Annotated in this window: 18 protein-coding genes; all 18 read right to left on the reverse strand. The window is 34.0% G+C overall.

Annotation, left to right across the window (positions count from 1 at the left end):
• Positions 1-68: 68 nt before the first annotated feature.
• Positions 69-608: a TIGR01440 family protein gene (locus BG261_RS00680; RefSeq protein WP_070791211.1), complete on the reverse strand. Its 540-nt coding sequence runs from the start codon at positions 606-608 to the stop codon at positions 69-71.
• Positions 599-1,060, reverse strand: coding sequence for an ECF transporter S component (locus BG261_RS00685; RefSeq protein ID WP_070791213.1), 462 nt, complete (start codon positions 1,058-1,060; stop codon positions 599-601). The genes BG261_RS00680 and BG261_RS00685 overlap by 10 nt, the downstream gene beginning before the upstream one ends.
• Positions 1,050-1,814: a bifunctional hydroxymethylpyrimidine kinase/phosphomethylpyrimidine kinase gene (locus BG261_RS00690; RefSeq protein WP_070791214.1), complete on the reverse strand. Its 765-nt coding sequence runs from the start codon at positions 1,812-1,814 to the stop codon at positions 1,050-1,052. The genes BG261_RS00685 and BG261_RS00690 overlap by 11 nt, the downstream gene beginning before the upstream one ends.
• Positions 1,804-2,574 carry a tRNA pseudouridine(38-40) synthase TruA gene (gene truA / locus BG261_RS00695; RefSeq protein WP_070791216.1) on the reverse strand — a complete coding sequence of 257 codons (771 nt, stop codon included), beginning with the start codon at positions 2,572-2,574 and terminating at the stop codon, positions 1,804-1,806. Before truA ends, BG261_RS00690 begins: the two co-directional genes overlap by 11 nt.
• Before the next feature lie 125 nt (positions 2,575-2,699).
• Positions 2,700-3,773 carry an ABC transporter substrate-binding protein gene (locus tag BG261_RS00700; protein WP_070791219.1) on the reverse strand — a complete coding sequence of 358 codons (1,074 nt, stop codon included), beginning with the start codon at positions 3,771-3,773 and terminating at the stop codon, positions 2,700-2,702.
• Between the two features lie 2 nt (positions 3,774-3,775).
• On the reverse strand, positions 3,776-4,378 hold the full coding sequence (locus BG261_RS00705; protein ID WP_173646035.1) for a LemA family protein: 603 nt from the start codon (positions 4,376-4,378) through the stop codon (positions 3,776-3,778).
• A 49-nt stretch (positions 4,379-4,427) separates the two neighbouring features.
• Positions 4,428-5,318 carry a TPM domain-containing protein gene (locus BG261_RS00710; RefSeq protein ID WP_083318222.1) on the reverse strand — a complete coding sequence of 297 codons (891 nt, stop codon included), beginning with the start codon at positions 5,316-5,318 and terminating at the stop codon, positions 4,428-4,430.
• On the reverse strand, positions 5,311-6,081 hold the full coding sequence (locus tag BG261_RS00715; RefSeq protein WP_070791224.1) for an ABC transporter permease: 771 nt from the start codon (positions 6,079-6,081) through the stop codon (positions 5,311-5,313). Before BG261_RS00715 ends, BG261_RS00710 begins: the two co-directional genes overlap by 8 nt.
• A gap of 1 nt (position 6,082) precedes the next feature.
• Positions 6,083-6,883: an ABC transporter permease gene (locus tag BG261_RS00720; RefSeq protein ID WP_070791226.1), complete on the reverse strand. Its 801-nt coding sequence runs from the start codon at positions 6,881-6,883 to the stop codon at positions 6,083-6,085.
• A complete protein-coding gene (locus BG261_RS00725; RefSeq protein WP_070791228.1) occupies positions 6,867-8,027 on the reverse strand; it encodes an ABC transporter ATP-binding protein in 1,161 nt (386 codons plus the stop codon). Before BG261_RS00725 ends, BG261_RS00720 begins: the two co-directional genes overlap by 17 nt.
• A gap of 43 nt (positions 8,028-8,070) precedes the next feature.
• Complete coding sequence (gene murB, locus BG261_RS00730; protein ID WP_070791230.1) at positions 8,071-8,982, reverse strand: UDP-N-acetylmuramate dehydrogenase; 912 nt, start codon at positions 8,980-8,982, stop codon at positions 8,071-8,073.
• Positions 8,983-9,098: 116 nt separating this feature from the next.
• Positions 9,099-10,556 carry an amidase family protein gene (locus BG261_RS00735; protein WP_070791232.1) on the reverse strand — a complete coding sequence of 486 codons (1,458 nt, stop codon included), beginning with the start codon at positions 10,554-10,556 and terminating at the stop codon, positions 9,099-9,101.
• Positions 10,549-11,481, reverse strand: a complete 933-nt coding sequence (rarD, locus tag BG261_RS00740; protein WP_070791233.1) for an EamA family transporter RarD — start codon at positions 11,479-11,481, stop codon at positions 10,549-10,551. Before rarD ends, BG261_RS00735 begins: the two co-directional genes overlap by 8 nt.
• Complete coding sequence (gene thrB, locus BG261_RS00745; RefSeq protein WP_070791235.1) at positions 11,474-12,337, reverse strand: homoserine kinase; 864 nt, start codon at positions 12,335-12,337, stop codon at positions 11,474-11,476. The genes rarD and thrB overlap by 8 nt, the downstream gene beginning before the upstream one ends.
• A 1-nt stretch (position 12,338) precedes the next feature.
• Positions 12,339-13,619, reverse strand: coding sequence for a homoserine dehydrogenase (locus BG261_RS00750; protein WP_070791237.1), 1,281 nt, complete (start codon positions 13,617-13,619; stop codon positions 12,339-12,341).
• A gap of 91 nt (positions 13,620-13,710) precedes the next feature.
• A complete protein-coding gene (gene purB / locus BG261_RS00755; RefSeq protein WP_070791239.1) occupies positions 13,711-15,003 on the reverse strand; it encodes an adenylosuccinate lyase in 1,293 nt (430 codons plus the stop codon).
• Between the two features lie 147 nt (positions 15,004-15,150).
• Complete coding sequence (locus tag BG261_RS00760) at positions 15,151-16,701, reverse strand: cell division site-positioning protein MapZ family protein (protein ID WP_070791241.1); 1,551 nt, start codon at positions 16,699-16,701, stop codon at positions 15,151-15,153.
• Positions 16,698-17,846: a THUMP domain-containing class I SAM-dependent RNA methyltransferase gene (locus BG261_RS00765; protein WP_070791242.1), complete on the reverse strand. Its 1,149-nt coding sequence runs from the start codon at positions 17,844-17,846 to the stop codon at positions 16,698-16,700. Before BG261_RS00765 ends, BG261_RS00760 begins: the two co-directional genes overlap by 4 nt.
• Between the last annotated feature and the right edge of the window lie 25 nt (positions 17,847-17,871).

Raw genomic sequence — 17,871 nt, forward strand, 5'->3', positions numbered from 1 at the left:
TCCTTTTTGTGTTTCTATAGAATCTAAAAACAGTTTGTAAGAAATCTTTATCTTCTTATTCATAATTTCTAGTATTGTGCTCTTTCACCACCTATAAGCTTTGGACGACTGGTAAGAGCTGTAACATGTGCTGCTCCAATTTCCTTAAGAACCGGTCTAATGGGTATTTGCACATGCTTAACATGCATCCCTATTGAAGTATCACCAATATCAATTCCTGCAAATGCTTTAACATGCTCAACTTCGACTGGATCATTAAACAGTTTAAAAGCAGCAACTTGCCCGCTTCCTCCCGCATGGAGAGCGGGTATTACAGAAACCTCTTCAAGATTAAATTTTTCAGCAACTTCTCTCTCTACTAATAGTGCACGATTTAAGTGTTCACATGCTTGAACAGCTAGGAAAATATTACGTTTTGAAAGTTCATCATAAATTGTTCCAACGATTACTTGACCAATTTCAGCACTTGAATTTTTACCTATTACACCACCATTTACCTCACTTGAACTCAGACCCAAAACAAAAATTTGTCCTGACTTAATGTTTGATTTTTCAATAACATCAATTATATCAATTCGAGTTTGCTTTTCAATTTCTTTTAAATCCATTTTAATTTCAACCCTTCCACCAATTTATTAATTAATAATGCAACCACAATCCCTACAATATTTTGAAGAAGATTAGGAACTATTCCCTCAATTGCTCCAGCCATTCCATACATGAAAAAGGTAACTATGAAATATCCAACAACCATCACAATGGTTGCAAGAGAAAATCCTAGCCAAGTTGGTTTTTTATATGCAAAGTATCCTTGTAATCCATGGATAATAAGTGAAAAGAACATCCACTGTGGGTAACCAGATAATAAATCAAAAATAAATGCTGAACCGCCTGCCACTCCAGCAACATAGATAGGATTTGAAAAGTTCAATGCAGCAAGAAATATACCTGCATCAAGCAGTGTTACAACTCCAGTAGGTGTTGGAATCTTTAAGAAATATGCAAAAACTACTAAAAGTGCTGTATAAATTGAAAGAAAGGTTAACTTTTTAACATTCATAATTTTGTACTACTCCATATTCATTTGAATTTTTTATTGCTTGGAAAACAAATTCTTTTGCATTTCTGACAGAGTCATAAACATCCACTCCTTTTGCTATATTAGAAGCTATACTTGAAGCAAAAGTACAACCTGCACCATAGTTATTCTTTATAAGAATAGCTTTTTCAAGAATTTTAAATTCTTCACCATCATAAAATAAATCGATTGCCTTATCTTGCTCCAGTCTGTTACCACCTTTTATAACAAGATTTTTTGGACCAAATGAATACAAGATTTTTGCGACTTCTTTCATATCACTCATGTTTTTTATTTTGTGGTTTGATAAAATTTCTGCTTCGATTAAATTTGGTGTGATGACTGTGGCTTGTGGTAGTAATTTTTCTATGAACAGATCGCGTATTTCCGAAACTTCATAGTCGTTATTTTCCTTGAAGACAATAACGGGATCAAGGATAATCGGTGCATTTTTATTTTTCAAAAAATCAGCTGTCAAATCAAGAATTTGCTTGTTCGGAAGCAAGCCTATTTTGATAGCCGAAACTTCTATATTTTCAAGACTTTCCAACTGATCTTTTAAAATTTTTGTATCTACTGAATTGACGAAAAAATTATCTTCTTTTACTGTTACAATGCTGGTCAAAGCCATGAAAGCATATAGATTATAGTTAGCGTAAGTTGCAAGGTCCGCCTGAATCCCGCCACCACTTAATATATCACTACCACCAATTGTTAAAATCTTTTCAGTAACCATTTACTTCCTCATCCACATATCTAACTTCTTTTAGATAGAGTCCTTCTGGTGCTGCCGTAGGACCAGCTAAATTACGGTCTTTAGATGCTATTATTTTTTCAACCTGCTCTACCGGCATCCTATTGTTCCCGATTTTCAAAAGTGTACCTACCATATTTCTAATCTGTTTGTACAAAAAGCCATTACCAGAAAACGTGAACTTTATCGTATTCTCATCAATTTGCTCAATATCTGCTTGAGTTATTGTCCTAACTTTATTTTCAACACTAGTTCCACTTGCAGTAAAACCTGTAAAATCATGCTCTCCAATCAAATACTTTGCTGCCTCTTGCATTCTACTTAGATTCAAGTCATAACGAAAATGCCCTGCATAATTTCTTTTAAAAGGATCACGCGCCTTTGAAGTATCAAGTAAGTATTCATAAGTTTTTTCATGTTTATTATATCGTACATGAAAATCATCAGAAACTTCTTCTACTTCAAGAACAGCTATATCATCAGGTCCTTGTGTATCAAGAGCAAATCGTAATTTTTCCTCATCTCTTTTTTGAGGTAAATCAAAGTGAATTACCTGGGCAATTGCATGAACACGCGCATCTGTTCTGCCACTTCCTTGAACACCAACAGGATTACCTGAATTTAATTTTTTTAATACTTTTTCTAATTCTCCTTGAATGCTTCTAACATTTTGTTTGGTTTGTATTTGAAAACCCGAAAAGTTAGTGCCATCATAGGAAATTATCGCTTTATATCTAGTCATAAAGATATTATAGCATGAATATTAAAGTTCAAACTTTTAAAAATATTAGATGCTTATATAAATATTAAATGATCTCAAATTATATAAAAAAAAGCAGACTATTAATCTGCTTTTCAATGGAAATTTTATTTCCTATACATTTTAAATTGTAGATATTTATCGTTATAAATACCTAGCCATTCTTTACCTAGGTCTTTATATACCTCAAGGTTTTTCATTGTGTCAGCTTCTGGATAAAATTGTTTATCATTTTTCACATCGTCTGGTAAAAGTTCTTTTGCCTTTGCATTAGGTGTTGCATAACCAACATACTCTGCATTTTTCTTAGCATTTTCAGGTTCGAGCATAAAATTAATAAATTCATAGGCAGCCTTTTTATTACCAACTGTCTTAGGCATTACCATATTATCAAACCATAAGTTACTTCCCTCAGTTGGAACAACATAGTGCAAATGATCATTTTCTTCTAGCATTGAAGCTGCCGCACCTGAGAATGTCATTGCTACTGCTGCTTCATCAGAAATCATATATTGTTTAATTTCATCAGCAACTATCGCTTTAACATTAGGAGTGAGATCCTTCAAATGAACTGTAGCCTCATCAATTTGATTAATATCAGTTGAATTAAGACTATATCCAAGTGAGTTAAGCCCCATACCAATTACTTCACGGGCACCATCAACTAACATTAAATTATTAGCATATTTTTTATCCCAGAGATCACTCCAATGAGATGGCGCTTTTTCAACTAGCTTGTCATTATATACAATTCCAAGGGTGCCCCAAAAATATGGAATAGAGTATTGATTATTTTTATCGAAATCTAAATTTAAAAATTGAGGTTCAATATTATTAAGACCTTTAATTTTTGAATGATCAAGTTTTTCAATCAAATTTTCAGAAATAAGCTTTTCAATCATATATTCACTAGGGATGGCTATATCATAAGATGTGCCACCTTGCTGAATTTTTGTGTACATTGCTTCATTACTGTCATAAGTTTCATAGTTAACTTTGTAACCTGTTTTTGTTTCAAAATCCTTTAACAATTCTGGGTCAATGTAATCACCCCAATTATAAATTGTCAAAGTATTGGCTGCCGTTTTGGCACCACTTTTTCTTTGTAAATTTGATGAACAAATTATCAATACTATCATTATTATGATAATTCCACCAAAGAAGGATAAAAGCTTCTTCATGATTATTTTGAACCATCTGTACTGTTTGAATCAGTATTAAAATCAACTTTTGGAGCTTCTTTAGCAGATTCAGATGCCTTAAACATTTCTTTCTTATGAGCACCACGCATACTAGCAACAATGCTAGTTGGGAAGACAGAAATTGTGTTGTTGTAATCTTTAACTGCACCATTATAGTCTTTTCTAGCAACAGCTATACGATTTTCAGTTCCAGCTAGCTCATCAGATAATTGAATGAAATTTTGATTTGCTTTAAGATCTGGATAGTTTTCTTGTATTGCAAGTAAACGTCCTAGAGCTCCTGTCATTTGATCATTAGCTTTAGATAAATCATCAACATTTCCTGATTCTTTTGCACTCAACATACTAGCTCTGGCATTTGCGATATCAGTATAAATCTTTTCTTCATGCTTAGCATAACCTTTTGTTACTTCAACAAGGTTAGGAATTAAGTCATTACGTCTTTGTAATTGTGCATCAAGGTCAGCATATTTTGCATCTACTTCATTACCTGAGCGTACAATTGAGTTACTCATTGTAAAGAATCCAATAACAAGTAAAGCAAGTACTGCTAAAATACCAATAAGTCCTTTTGATTTCATCATTTTTCTCCTTTTAAATTAATTATTTAAGTTTTTTGCTTGTAGAAAATAGCTATCTTGAAGCTCCACCACCACTTGATGAGCCACCACCGAATCCTCCACCAGAGAAACCGCCGCCACCACTTGAGCCGCCGAAACCTCCACCGAAGCCACTACCACCAGTAAACCAATAGCCACCTCTTCCGCCTCGTCCTGATGAACCACCGCCACCAAAAAGATAAATTATGACAATTACAGTAATTATAAGAATTATCCAGTCAGTAATACTACCTTCATTATCCTCATTTGTATTTGATTGTCTATCACCATCTGGTATAACTGTTTCACCATTGAGGTCACGTGCCAGAGCATCCACTGTTTTTACAACAGCGGTATCATAGTCTCCTTTTTCTCGATATGGAACAAAGTATTGATCAAGAATTCTTCCGGCTTTACCGTCGTTTATTTGGCCTTCAAGTCCATCACCGACTTCAACCCGAACTCTATTTTCTTCTTTGGCTATAAGTAGTAGTAAAGCCTTACTTTCACCTTTTTGTCCAAAACCAGATTTACGGAATAATTGATTTGCGTACTCTTCAATTGCCATACCATTTAAACTAGGTATAGTAACCACAACTATCTGATCACCAATATTTTTATCAAGTGTTCTTGACTGGTTATTAACTGTTTCCTTAGTTTGATCATTTAGCATACTTGCTTGATCGTAAACATAAGTATTATCCTGCCAAACTACCTTTTTAACACCCGAATCTTTTTTTGAAGCTTTGGATGAAACTTGCGATGAAGAAGATCCTGAATTGGATGAACTCATATATCCAATTGCTCCGTAGATAAGAATTCCAAAAATAGCTAATGTGATTAAAATTATTACATTTGTAGTTTTTCTTTGATTATTAGGAGGCCTATTATTAAATGATGATCTCCTAGGTGTGACATCACGCATCCTTTTTCTCCTTACTTATGAAGTAATATCCTATCACAAGTATAACAGAAAACAGAAAAACAAGGGTACTTAAAGCGTTAATCTCAAGGCTTATACCTTGACGAGCACGTGAGTATATTTCTACTGATAGAGTTGTAAATCCATTACCAGTAATAAAGAAGGTAACTGCAAAATCATCAAGTGAGTATGTAAATGCCATAAAGAATCCTGCAATAATACTTGAAGTCAAATAAGGTAAAGTTACTTCAGTCAGTGCTTGAAATGGAGTTGCTCCTAAATCATAAGCTGCATCAACAAGTGAATTATCCATCTCTTTTAGGCTCGGCAATACCATTAATACAACAATTGGTATTGAAAAAGCAATGTGACTAAGAAGAACTGAAACAAAGCTAAGTTTAAAACCAATCATAGTAAATAGAATTAAGAAACTAGCTCCAATCATAACATCAGGAGACACCATCAAGATATTATTAAGACCTAGAAGAGTATTTTGTCTCTTCCTCTTAAGACTATCAATATATAAGGCTCCGAAAACTCCAATTATTGTAGAAAGAGTTGCTGATAAAAATGCTAGGAAAAATGTTTGTAAAACAATTATTATCAACCTAGTATCAGAAAATAAATCATGATAATGCTGAAGGGTAAATCCTGTAAAGGAGTTCATATTTCCACCTGCATTAAATGAGTAGAAAATCAAATAAAATATTGGAAGATATAGAACTAGGAAAACAAAAATTAAATAAATTTTAGAAAAATTTTTCATATTATTCTTTTGCCTCCTTATCTCTTGTTAGGAACATGATAGCAAGCATTGTAATAATTAGGACCATACCAATTGTCGCACCCATTCCCCAGTTTTGTGTAACTAAGAAGTTTTGTTCAATTGCAGTACCTAAAGTAATTACTCTGTTTCCTCCAATTAACCTAGTTAACATGAAGAGACTCAAACTTGGAATGAATACTGCTTGAAATCCTGCCTTAATTCCATTTGCTGATAGGGGTAAAATAACTTGCATAAAAGTTTGAAACTTTGTGGCACCCAAATCATAGGAAGCATCTATTAAATTTCGGTCAATTTCTTCCAAAGAATTAAAAATTGGTAGAATCATAAATGGAATTTCAATATATGCTGCAACAAAGATGAATGAGAAATCAGTAAAGAGAATTTGCTTAGCACCAATTCCTACAAACTGTAAGAATGAATTTACTGATCCATACTTACCAAAGATCCCTATAAAGGCATATGCTTTAAGCAATAAATTTACCCAAGTTGGTAAAATTATCAGCATCAGCCATAATTGTTTATTTTTAAGCTGTGTCAAAATATAAGCTGTCGGATATGAAATTATTAGAGTCGCAATTGTTATAATACCAGCATATAAAACGGAATTGGCAGTCATCTTTAGATAAGTTGCACTTGTAAAATATGTCTTATAGTTATCAAGTGTCAGATTACCAGATATATCAAAGAATGATTGGTAGACAAGAAGAAGTAAAGGAGCAACTACGAAGAGGACAACCCACATCATATAAGGAATGGCGAAAAATCTACGCATTCTGCTCATTTTCTTCCTCCTCCTCTTCTAGACCGATTGCAATTCCTTCTTCTACTTCATCTTCTTCAACATATTCTTCAATACGAGCATCAAACTCTTCTTCAGTTTCATTGAAACGCATGATATGGATATCTTCCGGTTCAAAATCTAATCCAATGGTCTCACCAACAATTGCTTTACGTGTTGAGTGAATCATCCATTCATTATTGAGTTCATCATTTGCAAGTATTTCATAGTGAACTCCACGGAATACTTGTGTCGTCACACGAACATTGAACTTCCCTTCATCTGGAAGAGTAAGCTGTAGGTCTTCTGGACGTATCACAACTTCAACAGGTTCATTTTTCCTCATACCACCATCTACGGCTTCAAACTTTTTACCGTTAAACTCAACAAGATAGTCATCAATCATGCGGCCATGAACGATATTGCTCTCTCCAATAAAGGTTGCTACAAAGTGATTGATTGGTTCATCATAGATATCAACTGGTGTTCCAGACTGAACGATTTCTCCCTCATTCATAACAAAAATCCAGTCACTCATTGCAAGAGCTTCCTCTTGATCATGTGTTACGAATATAAAAGTTATTCCGAGTCTTTGTTGCAAGGCACGAAGCTCATATTGCATCTCTGTTCTAAGTTTTAAGTCTAAGGCAGAGAGTGGTTCATCCAAAAGGACAACACGAGGTTGGTTTACTATGGCACGCGCAATAGCTACACGTTGTCTTTGTCCACCAGAAAGCTTCTGAATACGTCGATTTTCAAATCCCGTTAAACGTACCATCTTCAATGCTTCCATAACACGTTCTTCCGTTTCTTCTTTGCCAACTTTTCTAATCTTCAAAGGAAAAGCAACATTGTCAAAAACATTTTTATCTGGAAAAAGCGCATATGACTGAAAGACAGTATGTACATCACGTTTATTGGTCGGTACATCATTTATGCGTTGACCATCAAGAATTATATCACCCGTTGTAGCATCTAAAAATCCAGCAATTAAATTTAAAATTGTCGATTTCCCACTACCTGATGCACCAAGAAGAGTATAAAACTTACCCTCTTCCAGTTCAAAATTTATATCTTTTAAAACCACAGTGCCAGTGTCTTCAAATACTTTGCTGACATGTTTAAATTCAATAATATTATTTGTCAATTTACTTTCTTTCTATCAAATCACATGGAAATGAAATTTATTTTTATAATTTTATATCATCACCTAAAATTTTAACTTCTGTTTCAAGATGAATACCACTTAATTCAAATACTTTTTCTTGAACATAGGCAATTAAATTTACGTAATCACTTGCAGTTCCATTATCAACATTTACCATAAAACCAGCATGCTTATTACTTACTTCAACTCCACCAATACGATGACCTTGAACTCCAGCATCTTGAATTAATTTCCCAGCGAAATGTCCTTCAGGTCGCTTAAATACAGAACCACATGAAGGATATTCTAAAGGTTGCTTAAGTTCTCTAAGATGAGTTAAGCGTTCCATTTCAGATTTAATTTCCTTGTAATCTCCGGCAGATAAATCAAACTTTGCTGATAAACAAATATAATCTTGGTCTTGAAGAACAGTATGACGGTAGCCAAACTTCATATCTTCAGCTTCTATTGTTAAAATTTCTCCAGCATGAGTCATTACTTTACATGAACTTAAAATGTTTGCAATTTCACCACCGTAGGCACCAGCATTCATATAAACTGCTCCACCGATACTTCCAGGAATCCCACAAGCAAATTCAAATCCCGTTAAAGAGTTTTCAAGAGCAATATAGGTTACATCTTTTAAAATTGCTCCTGCACTTGCTTCAATCGAATATCCATCTACTTCGATAGAATTCATCTCTTCAAGTAAAATTACAAAACCTCTAACACCACCATCTCTGATAATTAGATTACTTGCATTTCCCAAAACAAGGAATGGTTCATCAATTTGGTTAGCAAATTTCACTATTTTTTGTAGTTCATCTTCATTTTTAGGAAAAGCCAAAACATCAGCTGACCCTCCAACTTTAGTGAATGTGTAGTTACTTAATTTTTCATCAAATTTAATATTAATTTCTGGTAAGTTTTTTTCTATTTCAATTTTATTAATCATTATTTATATCTTCCTTTTATATGCAAAAAAATAAAAAGCACAGTCGTACTTTTTATTCTAACATAAATATGATATTTGCTAAAGATTTACAAGCCATTTGTAGATACTAAATCACATTATTTTTTATAGTAATCAGGTAAGATGAATTTACCTGCATCTTCTAATTCCTTGGCTATTGATAATAGTAAAATTTCGCTATTTTTTGGTCCCATAAATTGAACTCCTAATGGTAATCCATCAGGACTTACATATGTTGGCAAGCTTATTGCTGCTTGTCCAGTTAAATTTACCACAAATGGATATGGTGATAATTCTAAACTACGTTCAAACATATCGGAAACATTTTTTTTTTGCTCCGTAAAATTAAACTCAGCAATGTTTTCCATCTTTTGACGAGTTTCACCTGATTCACGTTCCATTGTTGTTTTTGGAGCAACTGTTGCTGTTGTGGGAGTTAAGAACAAATCAAAATTATTAAAAATCTTAATATTGAATTCATGATTTGCTTTTTCCCAGGTGTTAAGGCTATTAATATAATCAGAAACTGGAACATTTCGACCAAACTCGTAAAGGGTATATGTCATAAGCTCAGTATATTCTTTTATAATTTGTGAACCAGCTCCACCAGCCTCAAACATGGCAAAAGTTTCTGAAGCATTCATCAAGTAATAATCTTCAATAAGTGTACGACCATTTACTGGGTAATCAACTTGCTCAACATAATGGCCTAACTCTTCCAAATGATTAACTGTTTGAAGAACAGCATCCTGCGCTTCTTCTGAGATTTTTGTACCTACTGGTGATCCAATCGAATAAGCAATTTTAAGCCTCTTTTGAGGTGCAGTAAGATTCAAAAGACCTTTTTCATCTAATAAGGGGGCTGGATATGGAGTTTCTTCTTGAATAACTTGAGTTGCTGCTAAAAAGCGAGCAGTATCTCTTACCGAGATTGTTTCTGCAAAGTCTATTGAAGCTCCTTGCCAACCACGATAACCTCCAGGTCCTTTTGCAGTTCTACCACGAGTTGGTTTAAGCCCTATTAAGCCAGACCATGAGGCAGGTATTCGTATACTTCCACCGCCATCACTAGCACCTGCAAGTGGTGCAAGTCCAGAAGCAACAGCACTAGCAGCACCACCACTTGAACCACCTGAATATCTAGATTTATCCCAGGCATTAAGGCAATCTCCATATAGCTCGCTATCAGTTATATTTTTAAATCCAAATTCAGGACTATTTGTTTTTCCAAAAGGAATAAAGCCTGCTTGCAGAACGGTTTGAACAAAGTTATCAGTAATTTGAGCCTTATTTCCTGCAAGAAGTTTACTTGCTCCTGTAGCACTCATTCCTTTATAATCTTGTCCTAGACACTTAAGAGGGATTGGTACACCGTCAAATAGACGACCTTGATACTCCCATTCATTCAAACATTTTTCAGCTAATTCATAATCATACTCAATAATTGCATTGAGGTCATCTGATTTATATTTTTCCAATGTGGCATCAAGAAGTTCTAAGGGTGAAACTTCCTTATTTTTGACTTGTTCAGCCCAATAACTTGCATCTTTAAGCATTTAATTTCCTCTTCTTATTAATTATCAATTGTCCTATTGTAAAGACAATAATTGAAAGCCAAATAAACATGAATCCTGATAAGTCTCCTCGACTTAGTGGTTCTTTAAATACAAATACTGCGATAATAAGCTGAATTGTTGGACTGACATATTGAACAAATCCAACAATGCTTAACGGTGCACGCTTTAAAGCTTCTGCAAACAATAATAATGGAATGGCAGTTATGGCACCAGATAGAGCTAAGGCGATATTTTCGGTACTCGTATAGTTCCATGGTCCACTTTTTGCAAATAAAGCTAAATAAGTAATAACAAACGGTGAAAGGAATAAACTCTCAACAAACATTGAGACATCACTTGATAAACTAGTATTCTTTTTTGCCATACCATAAAATGCAAATGAAAAAGGTAGTATTATAGATACTAATGGTAATTTTCCATTTTGAACAGTTAGAATTACCACTCCAACAAAGGCCAATAAAATTGAGAGTTTTGTAAATCGATCAAGTTTTTCATGGAAAAATATAACAGCGAGTAATACTGATACTAAGGGATTAATATAATATCCAAGACTGGCAGCTGATGCCTGTCCACTTCCTATCGCATAAATATAAGTTAGCCAGTTTACTGCAATAAAGACGCTCGCTAAAACCATATTTAATAATTGCTTTTTATCATTGAATAAATTTTTCAACTCTGTCTTCAATTTACCAAGTCGTCCACTTACTAAGAAGTATACAAGCATAGTGATAAGAGTTGAAACAATACGATAGCTAAAAACTTCGAGTGAATTTATATTTCCTAAAAACTTCCAAAATAGACTCAGAAGTCCCCAACAAATATGACAAAGAACAGCAAGAAGAATCCCAAGATTCCTCCTGCTATTTTCATTTTCTTTTAAATTTCGGTTAGTAGAACTAGACACAAAGCACTCCTTCTTTATCAACTTTCAAGGACAATACTTTACCATCCAAATCCAAAGATTCTATGCTAGAAACAATTTCATTTTCTACTGTTTCTGGAGCAATCATCATTACGGTTGGACCTGCACCACTTAAATAAGTGGCATAAGCACCCTTATCATGTCCAATCTGCCTAATAGCTTCAAATTCTTTTACTAAACTTCTACGATATTTTTCATGGAATAAATCGGACTCAATCATCTTTCCAGCCTTGTCCAAATCACCTTCCATTAGGGCTGCAATTGCCACATTAGCAATCGAACTTGCTGCAACTGCCTCCTTATAAGGTAATTCAGTAGGTAATACACCCCGACTGTCAGAAGTTAACAATTCATAGTTAGGAATAAAAGCTATGAATGTTGCATTTGGAAACTCGGCTTCAATTGCCGTTGTCTCATCAGCCACAGTGGATGCAATAACTAAATCACCCAAAATTGCTGGGGCAACATTATCAGGGTGCCCTTCTATCTCTGTAGCAAATTTCAACTTTTCTTCATTAGTAAGTTTGAGATTAGCCAGTTTATTTGCTAGTTCAATTCCAGCAACGATAACTGATGAGCTTGAACCAAGACCACGTGCCAAAGGAATATCACTCTTCATAACTATCTTGTGAGCTTTCAGCTCAGGAAAAATCTTTAAGGCAGTTGATATCAATAGATTGTTTTCATCACTTGCAATTTCATCACCCAAGTAATGTACAATATGCCAATTATCACTTTCTTCTAAAACTTCAATTTCTAAATATAAATTTAAGGCAACGCCAACTGAATCGAATCCAGGTCCAATATTTGCTGAAGTTGCGGGTACTTGAATCTTCATTTTACGCACCTAAAACCTTGAAACTATTTAATAACTTAAATTCAGGAACATTTTCAATTTTTTCAGTAACTTCATGAAGTTGTTTTTGAGTCATTTCATGTGTGATAATTACAACACGAGCTGTACTTCCATTTGAACCTTGTTGGAAAACTTGTGCAAAAGAAATTTCCGTATCATTATAAATTTCAGAAAGTTTAAGAATTTGACCATTCTTATCTGGAACTTCAAGGGCAAAATAATATTTACTTTTTATATCATCAGGATTTGCAAGCACAGTTTCACGTTTAAATTGATTAAAAGGATGTGCTGGAATTTCAACCTGAATTTCTTTCCCAATATTAATAATATCTGCTACAACACTAGTTGCTGTTGGACGTTGACCTGCACCAGGACCATAGTACATACTTTCCCCAATACCAATACTTTCAACGTACACTGCATTCATTTCATTATTAACACTAGCAAGCGCATGTCCTTTTGGAATAAAGACAGGGCTAACTTGAGCAAAGAGACCGCTCTCTACTTCTTCAATGCTACCAACTAGTTTAATAACATAACCGAGCTTAGCAGCCATCTCAACATCCTCAGGGCTAATATTTCGAATACCTGTCTTAGAAACTTGATCTACATTGATATTCATACCAAAAGCGAATTGACTCAAAATTACCATCTTGTATGCTGCGTCAATACCATCAACATCATTTGTCGGATCACTCTCAGCAAATCCAAGTTCTTGAGCTGTCTTCAGTGCTTCCTCATATGACCAACCTTCATCGACCATCTTTGTCATCATGAAATTACTTGTACCATTAACAATGCCAAGAACTTTTGTAATTTTGTCGCTATTTAAGCTATTTGCAAGAGTACGAAGAATAGGAATTCCCCCTGCAACTGCTGCTTCATAGTAAAGTGAAACATTGTTCGCTTGAGCGATAGAAATTAATTCTTGACCATGCGTAGCTAATAAATCCTTATTAGCAGTAACTACATGCTTACCTGATTTCAAAGCTTTGGTAATATATGTTTTAGCAGGTTCAATTCGACCAATTAATTCTATTACAATATCAATCTCTGTATCATCTACTACATCTTCAATCTTAGTTACAAAGTTATGGTCAAACTGTTTTTCAAGTCTCTCTTTTGAACTTTCTAATACTAGAATTTTACTAATTTCAACATTAGTACCTATCGCTTGTTCAATTTTTTCTTTATTTTCATTTAATAGAAATGGTACACCCTGTGCTACTGTACCAAATCCTAATAATGCAATATTTAATGTCATACGATTCTCCCTACAAGATTTTAATATATTGTATCAAAAAAAAGTGAGTTTTTCTCACTTTTTCAGAAAATAGTAGTTATATAAATATAAATTATAATCCTACTCTATCAAAGATTTCATCAACACGTTTTAAGTGATAGTTATAATCAAAGGCTGCATCAATATCCTCATCAGTTAAATATTGACGAATTTGTTCATTTTCTTCAACTAAAGGTCGGAACATCACTTGCCCATCCCAAGATTTAGCTGTTAGTGGTTGGACTAAATCATATGCAGCTTCACGAGCCATTCCTTTTTCAATTAATTTGAGCATTACATGCTGACTATAAATTAAACCAAAAGTAGCATCCATATTTCGACGCATATTTTCAGGGAAAACAGTCAAGTTCTTAACAATATTCCCAAAACGATTTAGCATATAATCAACTAAAATAGTTGTATCAGGTGCAATAATTCTTTCAGCTGATGAATGAGAAATATCACGTTCATGCCAAAGTGCAATATCTTCAAAAGCTGTAACAGCATGTCCACGTACAACACGCGCAAGCCCTGTCATGTTTTCAGAACCAATCGGATTACGTTTGTGTGGCATTGCTGAAGATCCTTTTTGACCCTTAGCAAAGAACTCTTCAACTTCACGTTGTTCCGATTTTTGAAGACCACGAATTTCAGTTGCCATTCTTTCAATGCTTGTTGCAATAATAGCAAGTGTTGAAAAGTATTCAGCGTGCAAGTCTCTAGGTAGTACTTGAGTTGAAATCTCTTGAGCTCGAATCCCTAATTTATTACAAACATATTCCTCAACGAATGGAGGAATATTTGCAAAAGTACCCACGGCACCTGAAATTTTACCCGCTTCAACACCTTTTGCTGCTGCCTCAAATCTTTCAATGTTACGCTTCATTTCTGAATACCAAGTAGCAAGTTTAAGGCCGAATGTTGTTGGTTCAGCGTGCACACCATGCGTACGTCCCATCATTACAGTGTACTTATGATCACGAGCCTTATTACCAATAATTTCTAAAAAGTTTTTTAAATCTTGTCTTAAAATATCATTTGCTTGTTTATATAAATAACCATATGCTGTATCAACAACGTCAGTAGATGTAAGTCCATAATGAACCCATTTTCTTTCATCGCCTAGAGTTTCAGATACCGCCCTTGTGAATGCCACAACGTCATGTCGAGTTTCTTTTTCAATTTCTAAAATACGATTAATGTCAAAATCAGCATTTTCACGAATTTTTGCAACGTCTTCAGTTGGAATTTCACCAAGTTCTGCCCATGCCTCATCGGCTAAAATTTCAACTTCAAGCCATGCGCGATATTTATTTTCCTCAGTCCAAATTGCTCCCATTTCAGGGCGAGTATAACGTTCTAACATTTTTTCTCCTATATTAATTTGATACTACTATTATTAAGTAATTTTCGTAATTAGTCAAGTCTAAAAAGAAAAAACCACCAAATGATTGGCGATTTACGAACTTTAAACTATAATTTGATTGGATAGTTAAGAAAAAATGCTTAAATATTAAAAATCGGAATTTTTTCCTGGACTTTCAGATGAGCCATTACCAAAGTAATAACCAGTCTTACAATTAATACTAAATAAATATGTTCCATCTGATTTATACATATTATAGTAACCATTGCCATTTATAATATTTGCAGGAGTAACATAATATTCATTTCCTTTGAAGTAACCACGCTGTCTTGATGTATTTACAATGCCATCAAGTACACCGTCTTTCCATAACCAAGCAGCATTAGATGTATCATCAATTGCTGCTTGGTTTATAGGTACTCGCGAGAGATTATCAGTCCCTCCTTGTGCCTGATTGCTTGCTGCTGATTGTTGAACAACTTGACTAGCTTGATCTTGTTCTGCTTGAGCTTGTTGTGCTTGGGCTTGCTGTGCAGCTGCATCCCGAGCTTTTTTTTCATCATCAGCTTTTTTCTTTGCTTCTTCGGCTTTCTTTTTATCTTGCTCAGCTTTCTTCTTTGCTTCTTCAGCCTTCTTAATATCTTCTGCTTGTTGCTTTTTACCCATTGCAACTGCTTGATCGATTGTCTGGTCGAGCTCAGTTAGACCAGATTTATTTACAATAAAATCCACATTTGGTTTTGCATGCGCATCTTTAATTAGTTTACCATCTACTATAACAGGCTTATTAAATTTTGAATTTATTACATTTAGTGATTCAATTTGTTTCTTCAAATTATCTACCTGACCCTTATACTCATCATACTTTTCACTATCCTTTGTTTTTGATAATGAGTCTTTAATGTCATTAAATTTATCTATATTCTCATTTTTTAAAGCTGTATGCTTATCATTAGTGTAGAAACTATCATATAAAGTTTCAAAATTATTTTCTTTTTTCTTTATATTTGCCACTTTGAGAGCTTGTTCTTCGCGCTCCATCGCTGCTTTTTTATTTGCTTGCGTGACAGCTATACCTCCCGCTGAAAAAAGTGCTAATAATGCAAGAAATATATATATCAATGTCTTTCTTGATTTTGTTTTAGATTCCTCACTCCTTGAATTGTCTTTTGAGTCGTTTGAATCATCAAGAGTATCAGAATTATGTTCTTTACCCTGATCAGAACCCTTTTCAATAATTAAATTTACAACATTACCTGGAATCTTCGTCTCATCATCCAAAACATCTTCAGAAATAGTTGAAGGATTTTTTTCTTCTAGATCTTTTAAATGTTCAATTATATCTTCTTTGCGAATCTTCTTGCTGGCTTCTATTTCACCACGATGTTGCCTAATATATGCATCTAAAACAGATTCATTTTCCTTATTAATACTTTCCTGTTTCTCTGCTATATCTTTGATTTCCTCAATTGTTAAATCAGATGCTTTTGAAAAATCTAAAACTTTTTCTTTGTGAACTTTCGATTCATCATCTGCATTTTCATCAACAGTCTCGCTAACGAGAGAACTATTACTGGTAGCATCCTTTAGCACTTGTTTATCTGACGAATTATCTGCATTTATTTCTTTTTTAGCTACCGCAGACTCAGTAGACAATTCTTCTTTTTCTTTATCAGTTATTTTATCTTTCTCTGTCATTTTCTCTTCCCAAAATATTGATATAAATCAACACGCAAAGTTCCATTATATAATTTACGTTTTTTAGTTGCCTTCTGACCATATTTTTCTTCGAACATCAAATCACTGGTTAAAATGTATTTACTCCATGTTGTGAGTGGTCTAAATACCTCACCCATTTCTTTATAAAGGACTTTTACATCTTCAAACTTAAGAAGTCGTTCTCCATAAGGAGGATTAGAGACAATCACACCATCTTCCTTGTCAGTACGAAAATCTTGTAAACGCATCTGCTTAAAATTGATATCATCAGAAACTCCTGCAACTTTTGCATTCTCCTTAGCAATTTCAATCATACGTCCATCGATATCAAATCCAGAAATATCTAGCTCAATATCTTTATTTATTCTGTCCTTTGCTTCAACTCTAAGTTTATTAAATGTATCCTTACCAAACCAGTTCCACTCTTCACAAATGAAATTACGTCTTAATCCAGGTGCAATATTTCTAGCAATCATTGCTGCTTCTATTGGAAACGTTCCACTACCACAAGTGGGATCAACAAATGGACGCTTCATATTAACTCGCCAATTAGTAAGCATAATTATTGAAGCAGCCATATTTTCTTTAATTGGTGCTCCACCTTTGTCTATTCGATATCCGCGTTTAAATAAACTTTCGCCACTTGTATCAATTAATATTGTAGCTTTATTTTTATGTACACTTACTTCAATTGGTACTGTAGGACCATTTTCAATAAGTGGCACACCATCTGGACGATGAAAATGTGTTTGTAATTTTTTCACAATTGCTTTTTTAGTTATTGCTTGAATACTTGGCTCATTATGAAGTGTAGACTTTACTGATTTTGCTTTTGTAATTGGAAAAGCGTAGCCAAGTGGCAAATATTCTTGCCAGTCTATCGATAAAACACCTTGAAATAATTCTTCAAATGTATTTGCTTCAAACTCACCAACAATAATTTTTACGCGATCTGCTGTCCTAAGCCATAAATTTGCTAGAGCAATTGTATCATTTCCACCAGAAAAAAGAACTCTAGAATTTTCATCAATTCTATTCTCGATTCCTAATTCTCTTAGTTCTCTGGATACAAGTGATTCAATACCCGCCGCACTTGTTGCTACCAACTTATAATTTTTAGTCATATTTATTCCTATTCTTAAAAAAATG

Source organism: Floricoccus tropicus (assembly GCF_001832905.1).
Taxonomy (GTDB): Bacteria; Bacillota; Bacilli; order Lactobacillales; family Streptococcaceae; genus Floricoccus; species Floricoccus tropicus.

Bases quoted from the DNA above. Each gene is read 5' to 3' on its own strand.
- BG261_RS00680 (WP_070791211.1), bottom strand. From the start codon at position 608: ATGGATTTAAAAGAAATTGAAAAGCAAACTCGAATTGATATAATTGAT.
- BG261_RS00685 (WP_070791213.1), bottom strand. From the start codon at position 1,060: ATGAATGTTAAAAAGTTAACCTTTCTTTCAATTTATACAGCACTTTTA.
- BG261_RS00690 (WP_070791214.1), bottom strand. From the start codon at position 1,814: ATGGTTACTGAAAAGATTTTAACAATTGGTGGTAGTGATATATTAAGT.
- truA (WP_070791216.1), bottom strand. From the start codon at position 2,574: ATGACTAGATATAAAGCGATAATTTCCTATGATGGCACTAACTTTTCG.
- BG261_RS00700 (WP_070791219.1), bottom strand. From the start codon at position 3,773: ATGAAGAAGCTTTTATCCTTCTTTGGTGGAATTATCATAATAATGATA.
- BG261_RS00705 (WP_173646035.1), bottom strand. From the start codon at position 4,378: ATGATGAAATCAAAAGGACTTATTGGTATTTTAGCAGTACTTGCTTTA.
- BG261_RS00710 (WP_083318222.1), bottom strand. From the start codon at position 5,318: ATGCGTGATGTCACACCTAGGAGATCATCATTTAATAATAGGCCTCCT.
- BG261_RS00715 (WP_070791224.1), bottom strand. From the start codon at position 6,081: ATGAAAAATTTTTCTAAAATTTATTTAATTTTTGTTTTCCTAGTTCTA.
- BG261_RS00720 (WP_070791226.1), bottom strand. From the start codon at position 6,883: ATGAGCAGAATGCGTAGATTTTTCGCCATTCCTTATATGATGTGGGTT.
- murB (WP_070791230.1), bottom strand. From the start codon at position 8,982: ATGATTAATAAAATTGAAATAGAAAAAAACTTACCAGAAATTAATATT.
- BG261_RS00735 (WP_070791232.1), bottom strand. From the start codon at position 10,556: ATGCTTAAAGATGCAAGTTATTGGGCTGAACAAGTCAAAAATAAGGAA.
- thrB (WP_070791235.1), bottom strand. From the start codon at position 12,337: ATGAAGATTCAAGTACCCGCAACTTCAGCAAATATTGGACCTGGATTC.
- BG261_RS00750 (WP_070791237.1), bottom strand. From the start codon at position 13,619: ATGACATTAAATATTGCATTATTAGGATTTGGTACAGTAGCACAGGGT.
- purB (WP_070791239.1), bottom strand. From the start codon at position 15,003: ATGTTAGAACGTTATACTCGCCCTGAAATGGGAGCAATTTGGACTGAG.
- BG261_RS00760 (WP_070791241.1), bottom strand. From the start codon at position 16,701: ATGACAGAGAAAGATAAAATAACTGATAAAGAAAAAGAAGAATTGTCT.
- BG261_RS00765 (WP_070791242.1), bottom strand. From the start codon at position 17,846: ATGACTAAAAATTATAAGTTGGTAGCAACAAGTGCGGCGGGTATTGAA.